Genomic DNA, 24,248 nt, shown 5'->3' with positions numbered 1-24,248 from the left:
CGCCAATTTCTCATATTGACACGATTTGTGCGTTCAATATCTGTAGCTAGAATGAAGAAGTAGTTGAAAATCAATGAATGAATTTACTTACAACGCCGCAACACAGGTGCATCCTCGCGACGGCTTGCAATGGCAGTCGCTGAGCTTGGCCGGACTCGTGCATTTGTTGCTGTTCGCATTTCTTGTGATTGGTGTGCAATGGCAAAGCAGTGAAACGGTTGCGGTTGAAGCAGAGGTTTGGGATTTGACCACCAGAGAAGCTGCGCCGCTGCCAGTTGTCCCTGAGTCACCGATTGAAGAGCCAAAGCCTGTCGTTGAGCCACCTAAAGAGATAGAGAAAGTTGTTGAAAAAGAAGATCCGGAAATCATCATTGCGCAAGAAAAGAAGCGCAAGCAATTAGAGAAAGAAAAACAAGCCGAGCTTGAAAAGCAGGAATTAAAAAAAGCCGAGCTTGAGTTAGCGAAGAAAAAAGCAGCAGAAGAGAAAAAGCGCCTAGCCAAAGAAAAAGCGGCGCAAGATAAGATCTTCGAAGAAAATATGCGTCGCTTGAATGGTCAAGTGGTAAAGTCAGGTTCGGGCGGTTTAGGCGATGCCTTGAAATCCACTGGAAATAATCGTGGCGATCCAAGTTATAACGCGAAGGTCGCAGCGAAGATTAAATCGAATACGATTTATGTGGTGAGTGATAATTCATCGAATAATCCAACAGTCGAGTTTGTGATTCAATTATTTCCTGATGGTTCTTTAAAAGGACCGATCAAGAAAACCAAATCATCTGGGGTATTAGCGTTTGATGATGCGGTTGCAAAAGCGATTGAAAAATCACAACCATTTCCACGCGATAAATCGGGTGAAGTTCCAAGCAGTCTTAATTTAGTTCATAGAATGAAAGATTAAAATTTGATGAAAAATTCTTCGATATTGAAAGCCCTGTTTGCGGGCGTAATCACGCTAGTTTGTGGTTTGGTGCAAGCACAAATGCGGGTAGAAATCTCGGGTGTGGGTTCGAATCAAATCCCGATTGCAGTCGCCGCATTTGCGAATGAAGAATTATCGCCACAATTGGTTTCGACAATTATTCGAGATGATTTGAATCGTAGCGGATATTTTCGTTTAATCGAAGTTGGCACAGCGATATCAGAAACCGCTACTGTTGATTTCGAAGCTTGGAAAACGCGTGGGGCAACTGCCTTGGTGGTCGGTAGCGTGCAGAAGAAAGGCGAAGGTCGCTATGATGTTCGTTATAAGCTGTTTGATGTGCTCAAAAATGAGATGTTGTCTGGCTTTTCTATGGATACACCAAATCCAAAAATACGTTTAACCGCACACAAGATTGCGGATGATATTTATGAGAAGTTGACGGGCATACCAGGTGTATTTTCAACACGGATTGCTTATGTGACTAAAGCGGGCAATCAATATCGTTTAGAGATCGCTGATGCTGATGGTGAGGGCGTTCAAGTTGCCTTGACCTCGAAAGAACCCATCATTTCTCCAATTTGGTCACCAGATGGAATTAAAGTCGCGTATGTTTCGATGGAGTTAAAGAAGCCGATTGTTTATATTCAAAACTTGATGACGGGTCAACGTACTACGGTCGCCAATTTCAAAGGTAATAATTCTTCGCCATCATGGTCGCCAGATGGCAGTAAATTACTGGTCACTTTGTCCAAGGGCGCAATTGCACAAATTTACTCGATCAACGCGGACGGTTCTGATGTTCAACGTTTGAGTAATTCAAATGGGATTGATACCGAGGGACGTTACTCACCAGATGGTCGTTATATTTATTTTGTGAGTGACCGCAGTGGCGGCGCACAAATTTATCGCATGAACGCTGACGGAAGCGATGTTAAACGTATCACGTTTAAAGGTAGTTACAATATTTCTCCCCGTATTTCGCCAGATGGCAACACCATGGTTTATATCTCTCGTCGCGATGGTGGCGACCAAGTCTATGCGATGGATTTGTTAAACAATGGTCAAGAATTGAAGATTTCTGATACAAATCGGGATGAGTCGCCAAGTTTTGCTCCAAATGGAAGATATGTCTTGTACGCAACGCAAGTCGGACGTCGTGGTACCCTCGGAATGGTTTCAACAGATGCAAAAGTAAAACAGAAATTGACGATTCAAGCAGGTGAAATTCGTGAGCCAACTTGGGGACCTTTCATGAAATAGTGGAATTTTGCCGTTTTTAGGGTACAATTTCGTGTTAAGTCTTTGTTTTAGTTTTTAAATTTCTATCAGGAGAGTTTCATGCGTTTTACATCAGCATCCAAAACCGTTGCCGTTTTGTTGGCAAGTGTCGCTTTAATCAGTGCTTGCAGCACTCCAGTAAAATTGGAAGAGCCAGCAAAGATCGTTGAAGCAAAACCAGAGCCAGTAAAGGCAGATACACGTGAAGTGAAGCCACAAGTTGCTGCAGAAGTTGATCCATTGACACAAGGTGCATTGGCTAAACGTAGTATTTATTTCGACTTCGACAGCTATGTCGTGAAAGAAGAATTCAAAGCAACTATCGAAGCACATGCAAAATACTTAGTTGCAAACAAAGGTCGTAAGATTTTGGTTCAAGGTAACACCGATGAACGCGGTGGCCGTGAATACAACATCGCATTGGGTCAAAAACGTGCAGAAGCAGTGCGTAAAGCATTGGCATTGTTGGGCGTAGCAGAAGCGCAAGTTGAAGCCGTATCTTTGGGCGAAGAAAAGCCAAAAGCTACTGGTAGCGACGAAGCATCTTGGGCAGAAAACCGTCGTTCCGACATCGTTTACCAATAATTCGTTAAAGATAATTTTCTAAATTATTTTTAATTGCAGTAAGTAAAAACGGACTTTGCAGTGTCATACTGCAAAGTCCGTTTTTTATGGTTCAATGGTATTTGTGTGGGTTTGCACGCATTGTGGTGTGAGTGATTGTGCGAGATTAAATTTTGACCGTATTTTGATTGAGGTAGCAAAATGAATGTATCTGTTTTGACAAAAAAAATGCAGGCGCTTGTATTTGCCGGCTTGTTAATGCCTGCAGTCGCTTCTGCTGGATTGTTTGATGACGAGGAAGCGCGTAAAGCAATTCTTGATCTTCGAGCGAAGATCACTGCATTAACCGCAAAAATGGAAGCAAGACTGGATGATAAAGCGGATAAAACAAGTGTGTTGGAACTGAATAATCAGAACGAACAATTGAAAGCAGAAATTGCGACTCTGCGTGGTCAAATTGAGGTTTTGCTGAATGATTTAGCGAACTTGCAAAAACGTCAGCAAGATTTTTATGTAGATTTGGATAAACGCTTACGTGCTTTAGAGCCAAAAACCTTGACTGTAGATGGTCGCCAAGTGACGATAGAACAGAGTGAGCAGCGCAGTTTTGATGCCGCGATGAGCTTGTATAAAGCTGGACAATACGCGAACGCGGCATCGGCTTTTACTGCGTTCACTTTAAATTACGCGGATTCTGTTTTTGCTAGTCAAGCGCAATATTGGTTAGGTAATTCTCATTATGCTCAGCGCGATTGCAAAAATACCATCGTGGCTTTAGACAAGCTTCTAAAAACATATCCTGATAACGCTAAAGCACCTGATGCCATGTTGAATATCGCTGCTTGCCAGTTGGAGTTGAAGGATAAGAAAGAAAGTCGTAAAACATTACAGGCGGTAATTGCAAAGTTTCCGGGAACAGAAGCAGCGCAAGCGGCGAAGAGCCGCTTGGCTTCGACAAAATAATCCCGTGCTGCAATTGACAGCTTGATAGAATCATCCTATAATCTCGTTCTTTCGGGTCGTTAGCTCAGCTGGTAGAGCAGCGGACTTTTAATCCGTTGGTCGCAGGTTCGAATCCCGCACGGCCTACCACGAATACAGTGAAGGACTTAGGTGTAAATCTAAGTCCTTTTCATTTACCGGATATTTCGTGCAGTAGTTAAAAAAATCGGTAAATGGCAACAAGTTTTGGGTCGTTAGCTCAGCTGGTAGAGCAGCGGACTTTTAATCCGTTGGTCGCAGGTTCGAATCCCGCACGGCCTACCAAAACAAAAAAGACTCAGCTTAGGCTGGGTCTTTTTTTTTGCCCATTTTTTGGTGGTGGACCTTGGTGTACATCGATGCATTTCTTGCGCGTGCTTGCTGTTTGTTATGCGCGATGCAGATTGTTTTTCATAGCGGTGAAGCGGTGTTCTGTGATACTTTTGGCGTATCCTAATTTTGAGCATCAAGTCAATGAGCAAGTCGCCAGTTTCAGCTGTAGCAATTCCATCGAATCCAGTTTCCGCTTCGGAGCAGAAGCGATTGCAAATGGCAGATATCGCGCGATTGGCGGGCGTATCAACCTCGACAGTTTCTCGCGCATTAAACAAAAGCCCGTTGATCAATGAGGAAACCAGAAGTCGCATCGAGCAGTTGGCGAAGTCTTTAAATTACTCGATCAATGTCGGTGCGCAAAATCTGCGTTTAAAGCAGAATCGTACCGTGGCGGTGGTCGTGCCTTTTGATAGCACTTCGCGCCAACATTTATCTGATCCCTTTTTTCTAAGTATTTTGGGTAGTATCGCTGATGCTCTGACGGCGAGAGGGTTTGATATGTTGTTGACCCGCGTCGACGCTGAAGAGTTGGATGCGGCAGCGCAGATATTCCATACTGGGCGAGCGATTGGCGTGATTTTGATTGGTCAATGGCGACATCATGATCAACTGAATCAAATGGCAGCCAGACGCGTACCTATTGTGGTTTGGGGCGCGCAAATACCGCAGCAACTGTATGTGACTGTCGGTAGCGATAATGTTGCTGGTGGATTTTTGGCGACTGAGCATTTGTTGTTGAACCAGCGTCGTCGAATAGCTTTCTTTGGTGATACGCAGTTGCCTGAGGTGGCCGATCGCTTTCAGGGTTATCAGAAAGCCTTGCAGCAGTATCAAATTCCGTTTGATCCTACTTTGGTTTTGCCTGCTGTATTTACTGAAGAAGGCGGCCGCGCTGCGGTTGCGGAACTGTTGGCGCGTCAAACGCGTTTTGATGGACTGTTTGCTTGTAGTGATCTTTTGGCGATGACCGCAATTAGTTCATTTCGCGAACGTGGCTTGGTGACACCACAGGATATTGCTGTCGTCGGCTATGACGATATCGAGTTGGCGCGCTATTTTCATCCTCCCCTTAGTACCGTGCGTCAGCCTTTAGTTGCTGCTGGCGAGGCTTTAGTCTCTGCTGTGTTGGCTTTAGCGGAAGGGCAAGTGCTGCCACCGGTTCTGTTGCCGACTGAACTTGTCGTACGCCATTCTAGCGTGATGTAAATTTATTTTGACTCTCCTATTTTTGCTTCCTAGTAAGTGCCTAGTTTTTCTGCGTGCACTTAATCAGGCTTAGTGATGCGATCCTCTTGAGGTGGTCTTATGCCTGTTTTTAACGACCGCTTTACCTATGATTTCTTGCAAAAAAAGCTCAGTATTCGATCGTCAAGCAATTTAAACATCAATTTAAAACATCAATAAGAATGAGTTAAAATAGTCATGTTTGCAATCGTTTGCATCATTTTTGCCACATTCACCTTGGTGCGCTCTCTGTAGCGCCCATTATTCTGCTGCATTGCAGCATCTTAGTGTACGTCAACGTAGTGTCAAACTAAGATTGAACATCTCTATCTATATGATTTTATAGTGAATAATAGTTTCATTTCTGAATTTTTCTGCATCCAATTAAATAGTTTTTGAAAACGATTTATTGTTGTATCGCACAAAAAATAGTTTATGCAATCGATTGCATAAACTATTTTTTCAACCCATAATTCCATCATCGGTAAAGAGAAACTGTAATCGTCTTCCACTTATCCCGAGAAGCGACTTCTTGTGCGGAAATGACGATGCCATACCTTAGCTTACTTGAGCCTAATTGAGCTTAGATGGCTGGATGGTCAAGTGCCAAAAGTGCTTGCAAACGAGTTCTTACTGAGGAATTTCGCTTTGATGAATTGCATCAATCTGCATTGATGCAAATAGGCATAAAGCGTTTAATCGAACATCAAGGAGACGAAGATGCGTGCATTAACAACAGAAGTGACGAGTAAATTAAATCAGATGACTCTTGCGGTTGCATTGGCTTTGAGTGCGATGGCAAGTGCGCAGGCGCAAACGGCAGCACCAGTGAAAGAAAAAGACGGCTTGAATCTGGAGACCGTGGTGGTCACCGGAACACCTATAGGCAAGTCCAAAATGAAAGCGAGTGTGTCGGTTAGTACATTAGAGTCTGATCAAATCATGCAAGCATCACCAACCAATGCAGCAGAAATTTTACGTTCTATTCCAGGTGTACGCGCTGAATCTTCCGGGGGGGAGGGAAACGCTAACTTGACCGTACGTGGTGTGCCTGTATCGGCTGGTGGTGCGCGCTATGTGCAATTTCAAGAAGACGGTTTACCGGTATTGCAGTTCGGTGATATCGCTTTTGTCACGCCAGATATGTATTTGCGTGCGGATGGAGGTTTGAGCCATTTGGAAGTTGTTCGCGGTGGCTCTGCATCGACTCTGGCAACCAATGCGCCTGGTGGCATCATCAATTTCATTACCCGTAACGGTAAAGAAAAAGGTGGGAGCATCGGTCTCACTAAAGGTTTAGATTTTAATCAAACGCGCTATGACTTCGACTATGGTGCTGCGATCTCTGAAAAAACGCGTTTCTTCATCGGTGGACATTATCGTATCGGTGATAGCTCCCGTCCTGCAGGTGTTACTGCTGAAGATGGTGGGCAATTGCGTGCCAACATCACGCATGAACTAGATCAAGGTTATGTGCGTTTGAGCTTTAAACATCTTGATGATAAAACGCCGATGAATATGCCGGTGCCGGTCAAAACCATCAATGGTGTGATTACAGAATTACCTGGTATCGATCCGCGTACCGCGAGTTTCTATTCGCCATATTGGGTTAAGGATATTGTTCTCGATAAAAATAACCAGCGTATTGCTACCAATATCAATGACGGTTTACAGGTTAAGAACAATGCGTTTGGTGCCGAGGCATCGTTCAACTTAGGCCAAGGATGGAAGCTGGATGAGAAATTCCGAAAATCCAGCAATAGCGGCCGATTTATTTCGATCTTCCCTGCAGATAATGGCAACCCGCAAAAGAATATGAGCTACGCAACTGGACCTAATGCAGGTAAAGCTTATACCGGCGCGGCGGTGACTGCTGCGGTCTTCAATACTTCGATTGATGATTTGGGAAGTACGGTCAATGATTTACGTGTGTCGAATAGTTTCCAAATGGGTGATGGCAAGCTGGCGTTCACTGGTGGCTTGTTCACCTCTTTGCAAAACGTTTCACTCACATGGAACTTTAATCATTATTTAATGCAAGCGAGCGGCGATAAACCTGCTTTGTTAAATTCTGCTGCGACGGTTGCTGGTTCTGCTGGCTTGCTAGCGCAAGGAACCGACGTGTGGGGCGGCTGCTGCAATCGAGCGATTGACGCGCAATACAAAACGACCTCACCTTATGCAAGCTTAGGATATGAGAGTGGTGATTGGAATGTCGATGCCAGCATCCGCCGCGATAGCCAAGATGCTTCGGGCATATACAATCAAGCGGTCAATCAAAGCTATCAACAGAAGAATTCCAAAACGATAGATTACTCGGTCAATCATACTTCGTACTCTGCAGGTGTAAATTACAGCTTCGATAAAAATCTCGCATTCTTTGCGCGTACTAGTGAAGGCATCGCATTTAATGCAGATCGCATTATGTTTGGCAATCCGCTCGATGGCTCGGTGCCGATTAGCACGAATATTGTGAAGCAAAATGAAGCTGGTTTTAAATGGAAATCCGGTGGATTCAATAGCTTTGTGACTTTCTTCCAAGCCAAAACCGATGAGTCGAACTTTGAAGCAACGACACAGAAGTTTACTGCCAATAGTTACGATGCCAAAGGTACAGAAATTGAGGCTAGTTATCGCATTGGTGCATTTAGTTTGAGTGTTGGCGCCACTTTTACCAATGCGGAAATTGTGAACGCCAATGATAAATCGATCATCGGTAAGACACCGCGTCGTCAAGCACGTACGGTGTATCAGTTGACGCCAACTTGGAGTGCTGGTGATCTGGTACTCGGTGCGAGTGTGATCGGCACATCCAAGTCATGGGGTGACGATAACAACACGATTACTATGCCAGGATTTAAGGTGGTAAATGCGTTTGTGAACTATCAAATCAATGAGCGTTTAAAGGCATCGCTGAATGCGAACAATCTGTTCAATGCGATCGGATATACCGAAGTTGAAAGTGACGGTCATGCAGCACGTTCCGTCAATGGCAGATCCATTCGCGCTACGCTGACCTATAGTTTTTAATCGCCAGTCGCTAGCCACAAATCGTTTTATCGATTTGATTGATCTGTTGTGTTGAAAGGCAAGCAAAGTAGCTACTTTGCTTTGCTTGCCGCAACACTGAAATGTCTGTTCGTATTCTCTTTTAGTTTATTGCCATGAGCTTTTCATCTTCTTCGACCCCAGAAGCCTTATCTCGGGCGACTCCGCTTCAGCTACGAATTCAGCGATATTCACCGGGTTTGCGAACCAAGCTGGAACAGGTCTATGGGCAGCATGAAAACTTCGATACATGGATGCAGAAATTAATTGCGCAAGTCACTGAGTTGGCGCAACAACGTAGTTTAGATTTAGTCGAATTAGATAATCAAAGATTGCAAAATCCAAATTGGTTTTTGCAGCAAGATATGCTCGGTTATTGCACTTACGTCGATCGCTTTGCAGGCAATCTGCAAGGTGTAAAGCAACAGATTCCGCATTTGGTTAATTTGGGTGTACGCTATCTGCATTTATTGCCGTTTTTTCAGGCGCGATGTGGCGAGAACGATGGTGGTTTTGCGGTCGCTAGTTTTGATCGGATTCAAGAGGGCTTGGGAACCATCGATGATTTGCTTGAACTCACATCGGCACTACGTCAGAACAAGATTTCTCTGTGTGCGGATTTCGTTTTAAATCACATCGCAGATGATCATCCTTGGGCGCTCGCCGCAAAGCACGGTGATACCCATTATCAAGCCTATTTTCATACCTTTGCTGATCGCGAATTGCCAGATCAATATGAGCAAACCTTAGGGCAAATTTTCCCGCAAGCTGCGCCAGGTAATTTCACGTTTAATCCCGAGTTGCAAAAATGGGTTTGGACGACGTTTTACCCTTATCAATGGGATTTAAACTACAGTAATCCTGAGGTGTTCGCGCAAATCGCGATCGTGATGTTGCGTATGGCGAATTTGGGGATAGAGGCGTTTCGTTTAGATTCGACGGCTTTTCTGTGGAAGCGACTTGGCACGAACTGCATGAATCAGACAGAGGCGCATCTGTTGCTGCAAGCGCTGCGCGATATTATTGAGATTGCCGCGCCTGGTGTGCTTTTAAAAGCCGAAGCGATTGTTGCTACTGCTGATTTACCAGCGTATTTAGGTAGCGAAGCACAGGGAGTGAAAGAGTGTCATATCGCTTATCACAGCAGTTTGATGGCTTCGTCTTGGGTTGCATTGGCTGAGCAAAAAGTAGATTTAATTGAAGCGGTGATCACCGCGACACCAGATTTGCCTGCTCAGACGAGCTGGCTGAATTACGTGCGTTGCCATGATGATATAGGTTGGAATGTACTACGCGCCGAGGCGGCGGGTGCCGATGGCGATGTGCAGTTGGCGAAACAACGCTTGAAGCATGCGGCACTTTTTTTCTCCGATCAGAGTGCTAGTTATGCCGATGGTTTGCAGTTCCAATCGAGTGATCCTGAAGCTGTACATGGCACGGTGGGTATGGCTGCCTCGCTTTGCGGTTTGGTACATTCATCAGCGGCGCCAGATCCAATTGTTGCCGAGGTTACCGAGTTGTCGATCCGTCGTATTCTTTTGATGTATGGCTTGAGCTTAAGTTTTGGTGGTATTCCCTTGATTTATATGGGCGATGAATTTGCTCAAACAAATGACCGTTCTTTTCTAGATGATCCTGCCAAGAGTATGGATGGTCGTTGGTTGCAACGTCCCTATTTTGATCATGATGCGCAAATGCATTTACATGATATGTCGCGTTGCTCCAGCCAAGTATTTGCACAACTTAGTGAATTGATTCGACAGCGTCAGCAATTGCCAGCATTGGCAGCGAACACGGCTCGTCAATTATTAAGCACGGATTCAGCACAGGTACTGGGCTTTGTGCGTGGTGATGTGAACAGTGCAGAACACCTTATTTATTTGTCGAATTTTAGCGAGTTAGCGCGCACTTTAGATGCGGAGAAAATCGTTAGGCAAATTCCATTTGCGACAAACCGTCAAGTTGCGTATGTGGATGTATTGAGTGGTGAATTGACCGGACAGAAGATCGATTTGCCAGCATATTCGCAACGTTGGTTGCGCTTGCTCGGTGCTTAATGGCAGACTGTTGAATGCACGTAACACAACTGATGCGCAACATTTTTCGCCTATTCCATGAAAGTGACCACAGCAATGAACTCATCGACGACTACTAGCAAGCCCAATTTACTGATTTATGGTGAAACCTTAATTGATGAATTCCCGCAGCAAAAAGTGATTGGTGGCGCGCCATTTAATGTGGCGCGTAGCTTGGCTTTGTTGGGCGCGAAACCATTGATGATCACGCGGATTGGGCAAGATGCAGATGCGGCCTTGATTCGTGATGAGGCAGCGCGAACTGGCTTACTGCTCGATGGTTTGCAGATTGATGCTGAACATCCGACTGGACGTGTCATTGTTCATATGGATGCAAAAGAAAATGCGAGCGCACATCGTTTTGAGATTTTGCCAAATCAAGCCTATGACTACATCGGTAGTGAATTAGTCGATAAGCTGTTACAGCAATATTTTTCCGAAACACCACCAGATTTAATTTACTACGGTTCTTTGATTCAAAGGAGTGCGACTTCACAGCAGACCTTGATCTCGATTTTAGAATCTGATTTGACTGAAGGTGCAAGTAAGTTTTTAGATCTGAATTTACGTGATGGTCAAGCAACGCTTGAGACGATTACTTCGTCTTTAAACTACTGCGATATGGTGAAGTTGAACGAAGATGAATTGCAGTTTGTGCTGCAACATTGCTGCCCAGCTGCTAAAGATAAGCGACTCGTGTGCGAATCAAGTAGTCTGCTGCAAGCTTGCGAAGCGCTAATGGCAGAATTTTATATGCAAGCCGTCATCGTCACTTTAGGGGATAAGGGCTATTTTTATTTCGATGCAAATGGCGTGTGCTTACACAGTTTGCAGCAAACACCGATTGCTGTGCAAGTTGTTGATACAGTGGGTGCAGGCGATGCATTTACCGCGATGTTTATCCATGGTTGGCAGAGCAATTGGCCAATCGAAAAAACGATCGCGATGGCGAATCGGTTTGCTGCCGCGATTTGTACGGTGCGCGGTGCGGTTGCCGATCACCTTGATTTTTATCGCCAGTTTTTGGCGCAATCAGCAGATTAAGCAGCATAAGCAGTGGAAAACATTTTGTGTGGCTACTTATGCGCATTCATGCACTTAAATGCATAAATTGGGAGACAAACAAATGCAAATAGAAAAGCCACATCTGTCGTTCTGGCAGATTGTGAATATGAATTTTGGATTTTTTGGTATCCAATTTAGTTTTGGTCTGCAGCAAAGCAGCATGAGTCCGATCTATAGTTATCTCGGCGCAGATGAAGCGAGTTTGCCGTACTTGTGGCTGGCTGGTCCAGTGACAGGTTTGCTGGTACAGCCAATTATTGGGGCGATGAGCGATCGCACTATTAGTCGCTGGGGAAGGCGTACACCGTATTTTCTGATTGGCGCAATTCTTTGTAGTTTGGGTTTGTTGGCGATGCCATTTAGTCCAACGCTGTGGATGGCAGCGAGTTTGTTGTGGATTTTAGATGCTGCCAATAATGTGACGATGGAGCCTTATCGTGCTTACGTTAGCGATCGGTTAGATAAGAGTCAGCATTCAATTGGTTTTCTGACGCAGAGCGCATTCACTGGTTTGGGGCAAACACTTGCTTACCTGACGCCATCGATTTTGGTGTTTGCTGGTATGAATAAAAACGCGGTGAATGCCAGTAATATTCCGCACATCGTGATCGCCGCCTTTCTGATTGGCGCGGTGTTTTCTTTGGGCTCCGTGTTATGGACTTTGAAGACTACGCCAGAGTTACCCATGAGCGAACAGGAAATCGCGGTGATACGTAGTCAGGCGCAGGGATTTCAACACACCTTGGCTGAAATTTTTGCGGCGATTAAAGAAATGCCTGCGACCATGAAGCAATTAGCATGGATGAAGTTGTTTCAATGGTATGCGATGTTTTGCTACTGGCAATATATTATGCTGTGTCTGGCCAAGACGATTTTCGCGACCAATGACCCTGCCTCTGAAGGCTTTCGTGATGCAGGATTATTAAATGGGCAGCTCGGCGCTTTTTATAACTTCATCGCTTTTATCGCAGCTTTTGCTTTGGTGCCATTTGCTAAGCGCTTAGGGCCAAAGATTGTGCATAGTGTTTGTTTGGTATTGGCTGGCATAGGGATGTTATTGATCCCCGAAATTCAGAACAAACAATGGCTATGGCTACCTATGTTGGGGATCGGTTTGGCGTGGGCAAGCATTATGGGTAACCCTTACATTATGTTGGCGGGCAGTATTCCCAAAGAGCGCACTGGTGTGTATATGGGAATCTTTAATATGTTTATTGTGATTCCCATGATCATTCAGATTTTTACACTGCCATTGTTTTATCGCGGCTTGCTAGGAGCTAATCCAGAAAATGTCATTCGTCTGGCTGGCATACTTTTATTATTTGCAGCGGCCAGTGTTGGGTTCGTGAAATTGCAAAAATCGAGCGTGGATGATCATTGATTTTTGCTAGCTGAAGTAACTAGGCGATGAGTTGATTTCATCGCCTTTTTGTTTTGTAGACTGGCATCAAGTAAAATACGGGCTTACGCAAGATCAGCGCAGTCTCCGCCGCATAAGGTACCAGCATGAAATCCACATCCCCGAAAAAAAATATCGACAACAACGACAAGCACGAAATCCGTCCGGGGCAATCATTGGAGTTGCTGAAAGAATTACATATTTTGACGCGTGACGGCAAGATGAATCAGGATAGTCGTCGCAAGTTGAAGCAGGTTTACCATCTATATCAATTTATTGAACCCTTGATGCAGCAAGTCTTAGAGCAAAAAGGACCGCTCAGCTTGGTCGATCACGGTGCAGGAAAATCGTATTTGGGATTTATCTTGTACGACTTATTTTTTAAGGCTTTAAGCAAAGACAATGCTTCGTGTATATATGGTATCGAGACACGCGATGAATTGGTCGCCAAATCAACTGAATTGGCGCAACGACTTGGTTTTCAGGGAATGCAGTTTCTGAATTTGTCAGTGGCAGAGTCGACTAAATCGACAGCTTTGCCTGCGCAAATTGATATCGTTACTGCGCTGCATGCGTGCAATACCGCAACCGACGATGCGATTGATTTTGCGTTAAAAAAGAAAGCAAAATTTATGGTATTGGTGCCATGCTGTCAGGCTGAGGTTGCCGCCGAATTGCGCAAGACCAAAGGGGATGCGGTAAAAAATAACCCTTTATCAGAAATGTGGCGTCATCCATTGCATACGCGCGAGTTTGGTAGCCAAATTACCAATGTGCTGCGTTGCCTGCAATTGGAGTCTCACGGTTATCACGTGCGCGTGACCGAATTGGTCGGTTGGGAGCATTCAATGAAAAACGAATTGATCATCGCCGAGTATAAAGGTAACCGCAATAATAAATCAGCTCAGCGTTTGAGCGAGATACTCAATTCAACTGGACTCGATAATTTACGTCCGCGTTTCTTCTTGCCGACGCCTGAGAGCATCAGTTAGGCGAATAATTTCGTGCGCGGAAGACTGTCACATTCGCGTCACAATTAATCATTAATATCATTTATCCGATTGCTGGGGTACTTGTCAGTATCAAGCTGTGCGATATGATGAGTTCTTTCGTGGTCAGATCGTCGATGGCCGCATCGTATTCAATGTATGAAGGAAAAAGCGCATGTTTGCAGCGGTAGATCTTGGGTCAAATAGTTTTCGCTTACATATAGGTAGTCATGAAGGCACTGCAATCCGCGTGATTCGTAGCGCACGTGATCCTATACGCTTAGCTGCTGGATTAGATCAAGATGGAAACTTAACGCCGGAAGCGATGCAGAGAGCAATTGCCTGCTTGGCGCGATTCAAAGAAATCTTGGCTAGTTACGCGATTGATTCTGTTCGGGTGGTAGCGACAAACACCATCCGTATCGCAAAGAACGCGGCTGATTTTTTGCCAGCAGCTGAAGCAGCAATAGGATTGCCGATTGAAGTAATTTCAGGTGAAGAAGAAGGGCGCTTAATTTACCTAGGTGTGTCGAACTCGTTAGCAATACCAGCCGAGCGTCGCTTGGTGATTGATATCGGTGGAGGCTCGACCGAGATTATTTTGGGGCGTGGACATGAGATCGTGAAGGTTGAGTCCTTTGGAATGGGAACGGTCAAACATAGTTCTCATTATTTTCCGCAAGGTGTTATCACGGAAGAGGGCTTTGATGCTGCGGTGTTAGCGGTACGATCATTGTTAGAAGATGCCACGCCAGCTTATCAACCCGAGTTTTGGCGCAATGCATATGGTTCATCGGGAACAGTTAGAGCGATCTCTGATGCCTTGTATAAAAACGGCTTCGGTGATGCGGAAGTCACGCTAGAAAAGTTGCAGGCATTACGCGCCTATTGCATACAACGCGGACAAATTGATGATCTGAATTTGCAAGGTATCAAGCCAGAGCGCGTCGCGATGGTGATTGGTGGTTTAGCGATTTTGATCGGTTTATTCCAAGAATTAAATATCCAAGTTTTGCAACCCATCGAAGCGGGTTTGCGTATGGGGGTGATGTGGGATTTGTATTTGCGTTCAACCAAACGAGATCGACGCGAACAAGCCGTGCTGGATGTGTTGAACTTATTTCGCGCCGATCTTAATCGTGCGAAGTTGGTGGCAGATATGTCGCGTTCCTTATTTGCACAATTGAAGCCTGCTGCTGATAACTTAAGTAACTATGTGTATTGGAGCGCGCTGCTACATGAAGTTGGTATGGTGGTGTCACACACCGGATATCACAAGCATGGAAGCTATCTAGTTGAAAATGCAGATATCCCTGGCTTCACCACACGCGAACAAAAGTTGATGAGTCGTTTGGTGTTAAGTCAGAAAGGTAATTTACGAAAATTGGGTGATGCATTCGCTGACGCCGATTTTGCAAAAGCGGTGTTGGCGCTACGGTTGGCGGTCAGCTTTATGCATTCACGCGTTGAACTCGATTACATGGATTTCAGTCTCAAGATGAAAAGTAAGATCGAGCTGGAATTAAAACCAGATTGGGTTAGCCTGCATCCGACAGTCGCCTTCTGGTTACGTAAGGAAATTGAGTGTTGGCGCGAAATTGGCATCGATTTTGTTGTGCGTGCTCGAGTTTGAATGTAGTTTTGAATAAATTGCGTTCTTTTTACTATTGATGTAAATTGTTTATATTATTTATTTTATTTGGATGTGTATCGTTGATTTTGTATTGATAGATATTTTCAGTAGTTATTCAGTGTAATTCAGTAGTAACCGAGAAGGAGTTAATGATGGTAACGACAGCGAAGAAAAAAGCGCCGGCAAAAGTGGTTGTGAAGGCTGCGGTGAAGGCTAAACCTCCCGTGGTGCCAGCAAAAACGATTGCGAGCACAGCGGCAAAGGCGGCAGCAATGCGTAGCGCGGATGAGTTAAAGACTCCAGTTGCAGTGGCAAAGGTAGCTGTGAAGCCAGTTTCAAAGGCAATTTCTAAGCCTTTAAATAAGCCTGTGAATAAGTCAGAGACTAAAGCTTCAGTTAAACCTGCAGCTAAGTCTGCAGCTAAGACAGTAACGAAGACAGTAGCGAAGGCAGCGCCTGCGATCAACTCTCCATCTGATAAACCAACGTCGCCATCGAAGACACAGTCTAAATCAGCGGCAAAGGTCACTAAGAAGGTAGCTGTAAAAGGCGCGGCAAAGTCAGTAGATGCTGTTCAACTAGAGAATGGCAAGTCTGTGGCGAAGAAATCGGTGCCAAGCGCAAAGTCTGAATCCACCCCTAAAGAGAAAGTCAAGAAGCCTAAATTAGTACGTGATAGCTTTACGATGCCAGAGGCTGAGTATGCGGTGCTAGGAGAGGTGAAAAAAGCTTGTATCGCCGCAGGGATTGAAGTGAAGAAAAGTCAGCTATTGCGCGTAGGTTTAGTGTTATTGAAGAAAACACCGATCAGTACACTGAAAAATTTGGTGGAAAATTTGCAAACACTTAAGGCAGGGCGTCCAAAATTGGGCTAAGTATCATTCTGAGCTTTCTAGTTTGAGTCGAAAACCGCGATTGCATATCGCGGTTTTTTTATGGGCGCAACAAAGATTTCATCCTAGACTGGGTGTGTGGTCATTGATTGCGTCTTAAGTTCGCATTCGGTTTCGTTTTGAATTTCTTTTATTTGAATTTTTTTGGCCGCAGTCCAAAAGATGGAAAAATTAAAGCGCTTTGAATAAATTGGAGTGAAAAATACAAAGCGCTTTGAATTTTTTGGTAAAATCTTTGCAATGAAATTTGCAAAATGTAGTTTGACTACATAAATTATGCTGGTGTGATTGTGGTTTTCAAGCCACGTAATAGATGATTTCTTCATAGTGAGGCAAAAATACTTCCTAAATTCTGCCATCTTTCTGATTGACACTAAATTTAGTTTTGGTACAAACTTGAGCCAAGATTTGAATTTAGACCAAAAGTTCATGGATTCGAATTCGATGCTGAAAATAAGAAGTAGTTGTTGATTTCCTCCCCCCCTAGATTGCAGTGATAAAAAACATTTGGAGATTTAAATGGAACTGAATTTAAGCAAGCGCCAGCAGAGTTCGAGTCTGAACCGTGCGATGGTCAAGTTAACCCCGATTGCTGCTGGTTGCGCAGTGATGTTGGCGCTAAGTTCAGGTGCTGCGTTTGCGCAGCAAGCTGAGCCAGCGAAAGAAGCGGCAAAGGCAGACTCACAGCAAACCACCGAGACCGTGGTTGTGACTGGTATTCGCCGTGGTATTGAAGCAGCGATTTCTTTGAAGAAAAACTCCACCTCCATCGTAGAAGCGATTTCTGCTGAAGATATTGGTAAATTGCCAGACTCTAGCGTTGCAGAATCCATCTCTCGTTTGCCAGGTGTGACGGCACAACGTAGTCGTTCTTCTGGTAAAGCAGCCGATATTAGTGTGCGTGGTTTGTCGCCATCATTTAATGGTTCATTGCTCAATGGTCGCGAACAAGCGTCAACAGGTAATGCACGTGCACCAGAGTTTGATTTGTTCCCAGCAGAATTGATGGGTTCAGTCATGATCTACAAAACACCTGATGCGTCCTTGATCGGTCAAGGTTTGGCAGCGACGATTGATTTGAACACCTTGAAGCCACTCGATTTTGGCAAGCAAGTTGTATCTGCCGCATATCGTAAGCAACGTACTGGCGTGCAAACTGCATCAGAAGGTAGCGGCGATCGTATTTCTTTCTCTTATGTTGATCAATTCGCAGATCGCACGATTGGTTTGTCATTAGGCTTCACCAAGTTCAAAGAAGATGGCGGCGCGCAACAACGTTTTAATACTTGGGGTGGTTGGTCTCCAGAGGTCGATTACAACGGTGCTAAAGTTAAGACCATCGGTGGTTTCGGTGCGGATACAGAAACGAGTAAGAGTGATCGCGATGGTGCATCCGCAACTCTGCAATTTAAACCAAACAAAAACTTTAAATCGACAATCGACTTATTCTACTCAGCCGGTAGTTCTAGCTTGAAAAAGACAGGTTTAGAAGGTGCGATTGCGGGTTCTGCTGGTGGTTATGATCCAGATGGCGTGTTGTCTAATGCAACTATCGTCAATGGTGTAGTTACAGCAGGTACTTTCAGTAACTACAAAGGCGTTGTTCGTAACCATAAAGAATCTGCAAAAGATAAGTTCACATCCATCGGTTGGAATAGTGATTTGAAAGTGGATGAATGGACTTTGAACGCCGATTTAGCTTATTCCAAAGCGAAAAAAGACGCATCACGCTACGAAACAACGGCAGGTCAACCAGGTAACGCAACTGGTCTTTCCTCGATCAGCTACACAGGCTTCAATGGTGGTAACTTCAATGATGTGAAGTACACAACCAGCTTAAACTTTGGTGATCGCAATGTTGCTAAACTGACTGACGTGAATGGTTGGGGCGGTGGCGTTGATTCTCCACAAGCTGGTTATGTTGCGCTGCCAACGGTGAATGACAAAGTAACGAGCTTCCGTTTGACGGCTAGCCGTGATGTAGAGTTTGGTCCGATTGTGACTGCACGTTTTGGCGTGAATGGTACAGATCGTGAAAAAATTCGTGCAGGTCAAGAAGGTCGTTTGGTTGTAAAAGGCACTAACGGCTATGCAACCGCAACTGTACCTGGTTCTGCAGTGGGTGTTGCTGGAACAACTGGTTTGCCTATTGTTTCATTTGATCCAGAAGGTTCTTTGGGTTCAATTTATGATCTAGCTCGCTGGGTTGATGCATCAGTGTTGGCAAAAGATTGGTCAGTTCATGAAAAAGTGACTACCGCTTATGCGATGGGTGACTTAGACGGTGAATTGATGGGCTTGAACTATCGTGGTAATGTCGGTGTGCAATTTGTTCATACCAATCAATCCTCTACTGGTAACCAAGTTGATTTAGCTAACTGTACAGGTATCACAGCGGCAACTTGCCCATCTAGCGTGGTTGGTGGTGGAACTTCTTACTCCAATATTCTGCCAAGCTTGAACGTGTCGTTTAATTTGGGTAGCGATCAATACTTCCGTGTTGGTGCTGGCAAGATCATGTCACGCGCAAATATGGACGATATGCGCGCAAGCCAAGCATTTGGAGTCACAACGCAAGGCAATAATCCAATCTTGACTGGTAGCGGTGGTAATCCAAACTTGAAACCATTCCTGGCTAAAGCTTTAGATTTGTCGTATGAAAAATACTTTGGTAACAAAGGTTATTTCAGCTTCGCAGGTTTCTACAAATCTTTAGATACCTACATCTATCGTTCACCAACAACATTTGATTTCGCGCCATTTGTTAGTGCGAAAACACCATTGCCATTAACTGGTGCATATAAAGGTTCAACAGTTGGTTTGTTGACTGCGCCACGTAACGGCGAAGGCGGTAGCATCCATGGTTTTGAAATGGCTGTGAACGTACCGTTCAATATGTTTAGTTCATACCTCGATGGTTTCGGTGCGATGTTGAATCACTCTGATACCTCCAGCAAAATTACTCTGCCAGGATTTGGTTTCGGTAATGTGGCAGTGACATCTTTGAATATTCCATTGCCAGGTTTGTCGAAGAAAGTTTCGAACTTGCGTCTGTACTACGAAAAGAATGGCTTCCAAGTGGCTTGGGCTGCACGTAAGCGTTCTGACTTCTTAGGTCAAGTAAGCGATTACCAAGACAATATGCAGTTGACGATGGTGAAAGGTGAAACGCTGGTTGATTTGCAAGCATCTTACGAATTCCAATCTGGCTGGTTGAAAGGATTGTCTTTGTTGGTGCAAGCAAACAACTGGAACAATACACCGTTCCAAGAGTACAACACCGATCCTAACGTGATCACGAATAAAGTGACTTACGGTAGAACTTATCTGTTCGGCGCAAACTACAAGTTCTAACTTGAACTAAGTAAAGACCCCTGCGCGGCATGGCAGGGGTCTTTTTTTTAGCTTTTGATTTTGTCGATGTTGTTGGTTTCTTTGTGTTTCGAAATTAACGATCGAAAAAGAAAAAACAGAAAAGACTTGATGAAAATAAGTTTGGTAAATGGGTTTCTCGGAATGCGGTGCAGTACACTAAGATTTCTAGAAAATTTTCCAATTTTATCGAAGCTTGATCGAAGCCTGATCGAAGCAAATTTCCATCAATTCTTTTTTAGCGCGAGAGCTTAAGATGAATAATCCATTAATTCAAGATGTGGTGATTGTAGGTGGTGGTACTTCAGGCTGGATGACAGCTGCCGCCTTAGCCCGAACTCTGCAAGGGCAAGTCAAGATTCGCGTGGTCGAATCTGACGAGATCGGCATTGTCGGTGTGGGCGAAGCCACGATTCCGATGATACAGCGCTTCAATCATGTCTTGGGCATTGATGAAAATGAGTTTCTGCGAGAAACCCAAGGCACCTTTAAATTAGGTATTGAATTTGTCAATTGGGGCAAACTTGGTGATCGCTACATGCATGGTTTCGGCACTATCGGTCAAGATACCTACACGGTGCGTTTTGACCAATATTGGCAAAAATTTCGCCAACAAGGCAAGGTCGCACCGTTAGAAGAATATTCGATTACGCGCATGGCGGCAAAAGCGAATAAGTTCATGCCAGCGAATCATGAGGTAGAAAATTCGCCATTGAATCAAATCGCTCATGCCTATCATTTTGATGCGAGTTTGTACGCGAAATATCTGCGTAAGTATGCGGAGAAGCTAGGTGTCGTGCGCACCGAAGGAAAAATCACGCAAGTAAAGCAACGCGATACAGATGGCTTTATCGAATCCATCGTGTTGGAAAATGGCGAGGTGATTGCTGGCGAATTATTTATTGATTGTTCAGGTTTCCGTGGTCTTTTGATCGAGCAAACATTGAAGACCGGTTACGAAGACTGGACGCATTTCTTGCCATGCGATCGTGCCCTAGCAGTACCTTGCGAATCGGCACCAGTGCTAACGCCTTACACACGCTCAACAGCGCATAAAGCAGGTTGGCAATGGCGCATTCCTTTGCAACATCGCATTGGCAATGGTCACGTGTTTTGCAGCCAATTTACTAGCGAAGACGAAGCTGCCGCAAGCTTATTGGCAAACTTGGATGGCAAACCTTTGGCAGAACCACGCTTGTTGAAATTCACCACGGGAATGCGTAAGCAATGTTGGAATAAGAATGTGGTTGCGATTGGCTTAGCGAGTGGTTTCTTGGAGCCATTAGAATCCACCAGTATTCACTTGATACAAACCGCCATCGCGCGTTTGATTAGTTTCTTTCCAGGCAAAGTGTTTAATCAAGTCGATATCAGTGAATACAATCGTCAAAGCAAATTTGAATACGAACGCATTCGTGATTTCGTGATCTTGCATTACAAATTAAATCAACGTGAAGATGCGCCATTTTGGAAAAATTGTGCCGAGATGGCGGTGCCAGAAAGCTTGATGCATAAGATGGAAATGTATCGAGCCAGCGGCCGTCTACTGCGTGTGGATGATGAATTGTTTGCTGAAGTCGGCTGGCTGCAAGTGCTTGAAGGACAAAACATGCCAGTCGAGAGTTTTCATTCTTTAGTCAATCTACAAACTGAAGCAGATACCTTAGAGTATCTCGAAAGTGTGCGTGAAGTGATCGCCAAGTGCGTGAAGGTGATGCCGGATCATGCTGCCTATATTGCTCAGCATTGTGCTGCGATGCGTTAAGTTTTTTTAAGCTTTTCTGTTTGTTGCAATCTCAATTTGCATTGGAATGACTATGATGAGTAACACCGAAATTTTCCTGATTGCGATGCTCGTGATTTTTAGTTTGCCTTATCTGATTTGGCGGCTCGGGAAAACAGATTACTTCGCCCCCTTGGTTGTAGTACAGATCATCACGGGTATTTTGCTTGGGCCTGGCGTGCTGGGCAATGCTTTACCTGAGGTGTATCAATTCGTCTTTAATCCAGTGGTGGTGCAGCATTTAAACGGAATCGCACTTTGGGCTGTCATGATTTTTGTAATGATTGCTGGTGTTGAATTGGATTTGAAGGAAGCTTGGGAACACAAACGCGAAAGTGGAATTACTGCGGGATTGGCACTTGGTATGCCATTGCTGGTCGGTAGTGGTGTAGCGCTGGGTATGTTGCCGATGGCGGGTTGGATTGGTGAGAAAGCTTTGTCGTGGCAATTCGTGCTTGGTATCGGCATGTCTTGTGCAGTTACCGCTTTACCGATTTTGATTTTGTTGATGGAAAAAATGCAGATCTTGCGTGAACCATTAGGACAAAGGATTTTACGCTACGCCAGTGTCGACGATATTGCGATTTGGGGTGTATTGGCTTTGATCTTGCTCGATTGGACTCGAGTTGGTCGTCAAGCTATTTTTCTAATGGCATTTGGCTTCGCAGCATGGTTGTTTAGAAAATTGATGCTGCGCTTACAAGAAACAGATCGTTGGTATGCCGCATTAATTTGGTTGGCTATCTGTGCATTTGCGGCGGATTGGGCTGGCTTACATTTTATGGTAGGTGCATTTTTGGCCGGTGCTGTAATGGATGCGGTTTGGTTTAATCAAGAAAAAATGGATGCGTTGCGTCACCATGTCTTGCTGGTAATGATGCCCGTCTTTTTCTTGAGTACCGGTTTAAAAACCAATTGGACGATGGGTGGGGCAAGTGTGTTCATTGCCGCGTTCGCGCTGTTGGTAGCCTCCGTTTCTGGAAAACTGATCGGCATTCAAATCGCAGGACGTGTACTGAAATGGAAAAAAGGCGAGGCCAGCATCATTGGCTGGTTACTGCAAACCAAAGCCCTGATCATGATTATTTTTGCCAATATTTTGTTAGATAAAGCCATCATCACGAACGCCACGTTTACCGCTTTGTTACTGATGGCAATTGCAAGCACCATGTTAACGGTGCCAGTGGTGCAGCCAAAACTAATGCGTTTGCGCGAGTTGATAGGACGCAGTTCTTAACACGCTTTGCAAGGTATTAGGCAATGCACATAAGCAATACACCTAAGCAATACACATAAAGAATAAACAAACTACCGAATTTTTGAGGGGACACTTATGCATCAACTAGCAAAACCTAAACTGTCGTTTTGGCAGATTTGGCACATGAGCTTTGGCTTTTTCGGTATTCAATTTGGCTTTGCGCTACAAAATACCAACACCAGCCGTATCTTTGCTACCTTGGGTGCTGATATCGATAGCTTGTCTATTCTTTGGCTAGCGGCACCGATTACTGGTTTGTTGGTGCAACCTATCATTGGCTATTTAAGCGATAACACTTGGCATCCAAAATGGGGACGTCGTCGTCCTTTCTTTTTTATTGGTTCGGTATTGGCATCGATCGCGATGTTTCTGATGCCAAATTCCAGTGTCTTGTGGATGGCCGTATTTGTGCTGTGGTTGATGGATGCGTCAATCAATGTATCGATGGAACCGTTCCGTGCATTTGTTGGCGACAAACTAGATGCGAGTCAGCAAACCGGTGGCTTTGCGATGCAAACTTTTTTTATCGGTTGTGGTGGCGTGATCGCCTCCTTATTGCCAACGATTTTTACTGACTATCTTGGCGTCAGCAATGTTCCTGTTAATGGCGCGATTCCCGATACCGTACGCTATTCTTTCTACGTAGGCGGCAGCGTGTATTTCTTGGCGGTCATGTGGACAGTTTTGTTGAGTAAAGAAGATGCACCCGCCGATATGAATGCATTCTTGGCTGAGCGTGCGGCGAATCAGGGCTTGGGCAATGCGGTGAAAGAAATCTTAGGTGGCTTCTTCAAGATGCCAAAGACCATGGTGCAACTGGCTATCGTGCAGTTCTTTACTTGGGTTGCCCTGTTTGCGATGTGGGTCTACACCACACCTTCGATCGCTTCTGGTGTTTTTCAATCGAGTGACGCACAATCGAGTGCTTATCAAGAGGCGGGTAATTGGGTTGGCATCATGTTTGCCATGTATGGCGGCGTCTCTGCAATTGCCGCGTTTTTGTTGCCGATGTTGGCCAAAGTCACCAGCCGCAAATTCGTACATTTGTTGTGTTTAGCGATTGGTGGATTTAGTTTGATTAGTATTTTTGCGATCACCTCCAAAGAGATGTTATTGCTGCCGATGGTTGGCGTGGGTATTGCTTGGGCGAGTGTATTGACCATGCCTTATGCCATTTTGGCGGGCGCTTTGCCCGCAAATAAAATGGGTTATTACATGGGTTTGTTTAACTTCTTTGTAGTGATTCCGCAGATTGTTGCTGGCGTTGTCTTAGGGGCGATCTTGAAGCACTTTTTTGCCAATCAATCCGTCAAGATTTTGATGTTGGGTGGTGCATGTATGGTGCTGGCCGGCGTATTGACTTTGTTTGTACAGGACGAGGCCGAGAAGGCAATTGCAAAATAGATCGCTTGGGTATTTTCTCTAAGA

At 44.8% G+C, this 24,248-nt stretch carries 16 protein-coding genes and 2 tRNA genes; all 18 read left to right on the top strand.

The window, feature by feature from the left end:
* Positions 1-73 precede the first annotated feature (73 nt).
* The 18 genes from tolA to KDM92_RS09145 all read left to right on the top strand — a co-directional run bounded on the left by tolA (position 74) and on the right by KDM92_RS09145 (position 24,224).
* Positions 74-898, top strand: coding sequence for a cell envelope integrity protein TolA (tolA, locus tag KDM92_RS09230; RefSeq protein ID WP_212684055.1), 825 nt, complete (start codon positions 74-76; stop codon positions 896-898).
* Between the two features lie 6 nt (positions 899-904).
* Complete coding sequence (gene tolB, locus KDM92_RS09225; protein WP_212684054.1) at positions 905-2,182, top strand: Tol-Pal system beta propeller repeat protein TolB; 1,278 nt, start codon at positions 905-907, stop codon at positions 2,180-2,182.
* 78 nt (positions 2,183-2,260) lie between these two features.
* Positions 2,261-2,785 (top strand): peptidoglycan-associated lipoprotein Pal, encoded by a 525-nt coding sequence (pal, locus tag KDM92_RS09220; protein ID WP_189344998.1) that lies wholly within the window; start codon positions 2,261-2,263, stop codon positions 2,783-2,785.
* Between the two features lie 180 nt (positions 2,786-2,965).
* Positions 2,966-3,727, top strand: coding sequence for a tol-pal system protein YbgF (gene ybgF / locus KDM92_RS09215; RefSeq protein ID WP_212684053.1), 762 nt, complete (start codon positions 2,966-2,968; stop codon positions 3,725-3,727).
* A gap of 53 nt (positions 3,728-3,780) precedes the next feature.
* A tRNA-Lys gene (locus KDM92_RS09210) sits at positions 3,781-3,856 on the top strand.
* A 98-nt stretch (positions 3,857-3,954) separates the two neighbouring features.
* Positions 3,955-4,030 (top strand) — tRNA-Lys (locus KDM92_RS09205).
* Positions 4,031-4,219: 189 nt separating this feature from the next.
* Positions 4,220-5,287 (top strand): LacI family DNA-binding transcriptional regulator, encoded by a 1,068-nt coding sequence (locus KDM92_RS09200; RefSeq protein WP_230408258.1) that lies wholly within the window; start codon positions 4,220-4,222, stop codon positions 5,285-5,287.
* A 738-nt stretch (positions 5,288-6,025) separates the two neighbouring features.
* Positions 6,026-8,335 (top strand): TonB-dependent receptor domain-containing protein, encoded by a 2,310-nt coding sequence (locus KDM92_RS09195; protein ID WP_212684052.1) that lies wholly within the window; start codon positions 6,026-6,028, stop codon positions 8,333-8,335.
* Positions 8,336-8,469: 134 nt separating this feature from the next.
* Complete coding sequence (locus KDM92_RS09190) at positions 8,470-10,410, top strand: alpha-amylase family glycosyl hydrolase (protein ID WP_212684051.1); 1,941 nt, start codon at positions 8,470-8,472, stop codon at positions 10,408-10,410.
* A gap of 57 nt (positions 10,411-10,467) precedes the next feature.
* A complete protein-coding gene (locus KDM92_RS09185) occupies positions 10,468-11,472 on the top strand; it encodes a PfkB family carbohydrate kinase (protein WP_212684050.1) in 1,005 nt (334 codons plus the stop codon).
* 82 nt (positions 11,473-11,554) lie between these two features.
* Entirely contained in the window at positions 11,555-12,874 is a 1,320-nt protein-coding gene (locus tag KDM92_RS09180; protein WP_212684049.1) for an MFS transporter, read from the top strand.
* Between the two features lie 125 nt (positions 12,875-12,999).
* Entirely contained in the window at positions 13,000-13,884 is an 885-nt protein-coding gene (locus KDM92_RS09175) for a class I SAM-dependent methyltransferase (protein ID WP_212684048.1), read from the top strand.
* Between the two features lie 172 nt (positions 13,885-14,056).
* On the top strand, positions 14,057-15,514 hold the full coding sequence (locus KDM92_RS09170; protein WP_212684047.1) for a Ppx/GppA phosphatase family protein: 1,458 nt from the start codon (positions 14,057-14,059) through the stop codon (positions 15,512-15,514).
* A 152-nt stretch (positions 15,515-15,666) separates the two neighbouring features.
* Positions 15,667-16,389: a hypothetical protein gene (locus KDM92_RS09165; protein WP_230408257.1), complete on the top strand. Its 723-nt coding sequence runs from the start codon at positions 15,667-15,669 to the stop codon at positions 16,387-16,389.
* Between the two features lie 537 nt (positions 16,390-16,926).
* Positions 16,927-19,761, top strand: coding sequence for a TonB-dependent receptor (locus KDM92_RS09160; protein ID WP_212684046.1), 2,835 nt, complete (start codon positions 16,927-16,929; stop codon positions 19,759-19,761).
* 274 nt (positions 19,762-20,035) lie between these two features.
* Complete coding sequence (locus KDM92_RS09155; protein WP_212684045.1) at positions 20,036-21,544, top strand: tryptophan halogenase family protein; 1,509 nt, start codon at positions 20,036-20,038, stop codon at positions 21,542-21,544.
* Between the two features lie 55 nt (positions 21,545-21,599).
* Positions 21,600-22,799 carry a cation:proton antiporter gene (locus KDM92_RS09150; protein WP_212684093.1) on the top strand — a complete coding sequence of 400 codons (1,200 nt, stop codon included), beginning with the start codon at positions 21,600-21,602 and terminating at the stop codon, positions 22,797-22,799.
* Positions 22,800-22,895: 96 nt separating this feature from the next.
* Complete coding sequence (locus KDM92_RS09145; protein WP_230408256.1) at positions 22,896-24,224, top strand: MFS transporter; 1,329 nt, start codon at positions 22,896-22,898, stop codon at positions 24,222-24,224.
* Positions 24,225-24,248: the final 24 nt, after the last annotated feature.

Origin of the sequence: Affinundibacterium baiyunense, from assembly GCF_018139645.1 — a bacterium.
GTDB lineage: Bacteria > Pseudomonadota > Gammaproteobacteria > Burkholderiales > Burkholderiaceae_D > Undibacterium > Undibacterium baiyunense.
Note: the sequence above shows the minus strand (reverse complement) of the source record. Positions and strands in the feature narration are given on the sequence as shown.

Excerpts from the sequence above, each read along its gene's own strand:
- KDM92_RS09175 (WP_212684048.1), top strand. The coding sequence starts at position 13,000 with ATGAAATCCACATCCCCGAAAAAAAATATCGACAACAACGACAAGCAC.
- ybgF (WP_212684053.1), top strand. The coding sequence starts at position 2,966 with ATGAATGTATCTGTTTTGACAAAAAAAATGCAGGCGCTTGTATTTGCC.
- KDM92_RS09145 (WP_230408256.1), top strand. The coding sequence starts at position 22,896 with ATGCATCAACTAGCAAAACCTAAACTGTCGTTTTGGCAGATTTGGCAC.
- tolA (WP_212684055.1), top strand. The coding sequence starts at position 74 with ATGAATGAATTTACTTACAACGCCGCAACACAGGTGCATCCTCGCGAC.
- KDM92_RS09160 (WP_212684046.1), top strand. The coding sequence starts at position 16,927 with ATGGAACTGAATTTAAGCAAGCGCCAGCAGAGTTCGAGTCTGAACCGT.
- KDM92_RS09190 (WP_212684051.1), top strand. The coding sequence starts at position 8,470 with ATGAGCTTTTCATCTTCTTCGACCCCAGAAGCCTTATCTCGGGCGACT.
- KDM92_RS09150 (WP_212684093.1), top strand. The coding sequence starts at position 21,600 with ATGAGTAACACCGAAATTTTCCTGATTGCGATGCTCGTGATTTTTAGT.
- KDM92_RS09200 (WP_230408258.1), top strand. The coding sequence starts at position 4,220 with ATGAGCAAGTCGCCAGTTTCAGCTGTAGCAATTCCATCGAATCCAGTT.
- KDM92_RS09155 (WP_212684045.1), top strand. The coding sequence starts at position 20,036 with ATGAATAATCCATTAATTCAAGATGTGGTGATTGTAGGTGGTGGTACT.
- KDM92_RS09180 (WP_212684049.1), top strand. The coding sequence starts at position 11,555 with ATGCAAATAGAAAAGCCACATCTGTCGTTCTGGCAGATTGTGAATATG.
- tolB (WP_212684054.1), top strand. The coding sequence starts at position 905 with ATGAAAAATTCTTCGATATTGAAAGCCCTGTTTGCGGGCGTAATCACG.
- KDM92_RS09165 (WP_230408257.1), top strand. The coding sequence starts at position 15,667 with ATGGTAACGACAGCGAAGAAAAAAGCGCCGGCAAAAGTGGTTGTGAAG.
- KDM92_RS09170 (WP_212684047.1), top strand. The coding sequence starts at position 14,057 with ATGTTTGCAGCGGTAGATCTTGGGTCAAATAGTTTTCGCTTACATATA.
- pal (WP_189344998.1), top strand. The coding sequence starts at position 2,261 with ATGCGTTTTACATCAGCATCCAAAACCGTTGCCGTTTTGTTGGCAAGT.
- KDM92_RS09195 (WP_212684052.1), top strand. The coding sequence starts at position 6,026 with ATGCGTGCATTAACAACAGAAGTGACGAGTAAATTAAATCAGATGACT.
- KDM92_RS09185 (WP_212684050.1), top strand. The coding sequence starts at position 10,468 with ATGAAAGTGACCACAGCAATGAACTCATCGACGACTACTAGCAAGCCC.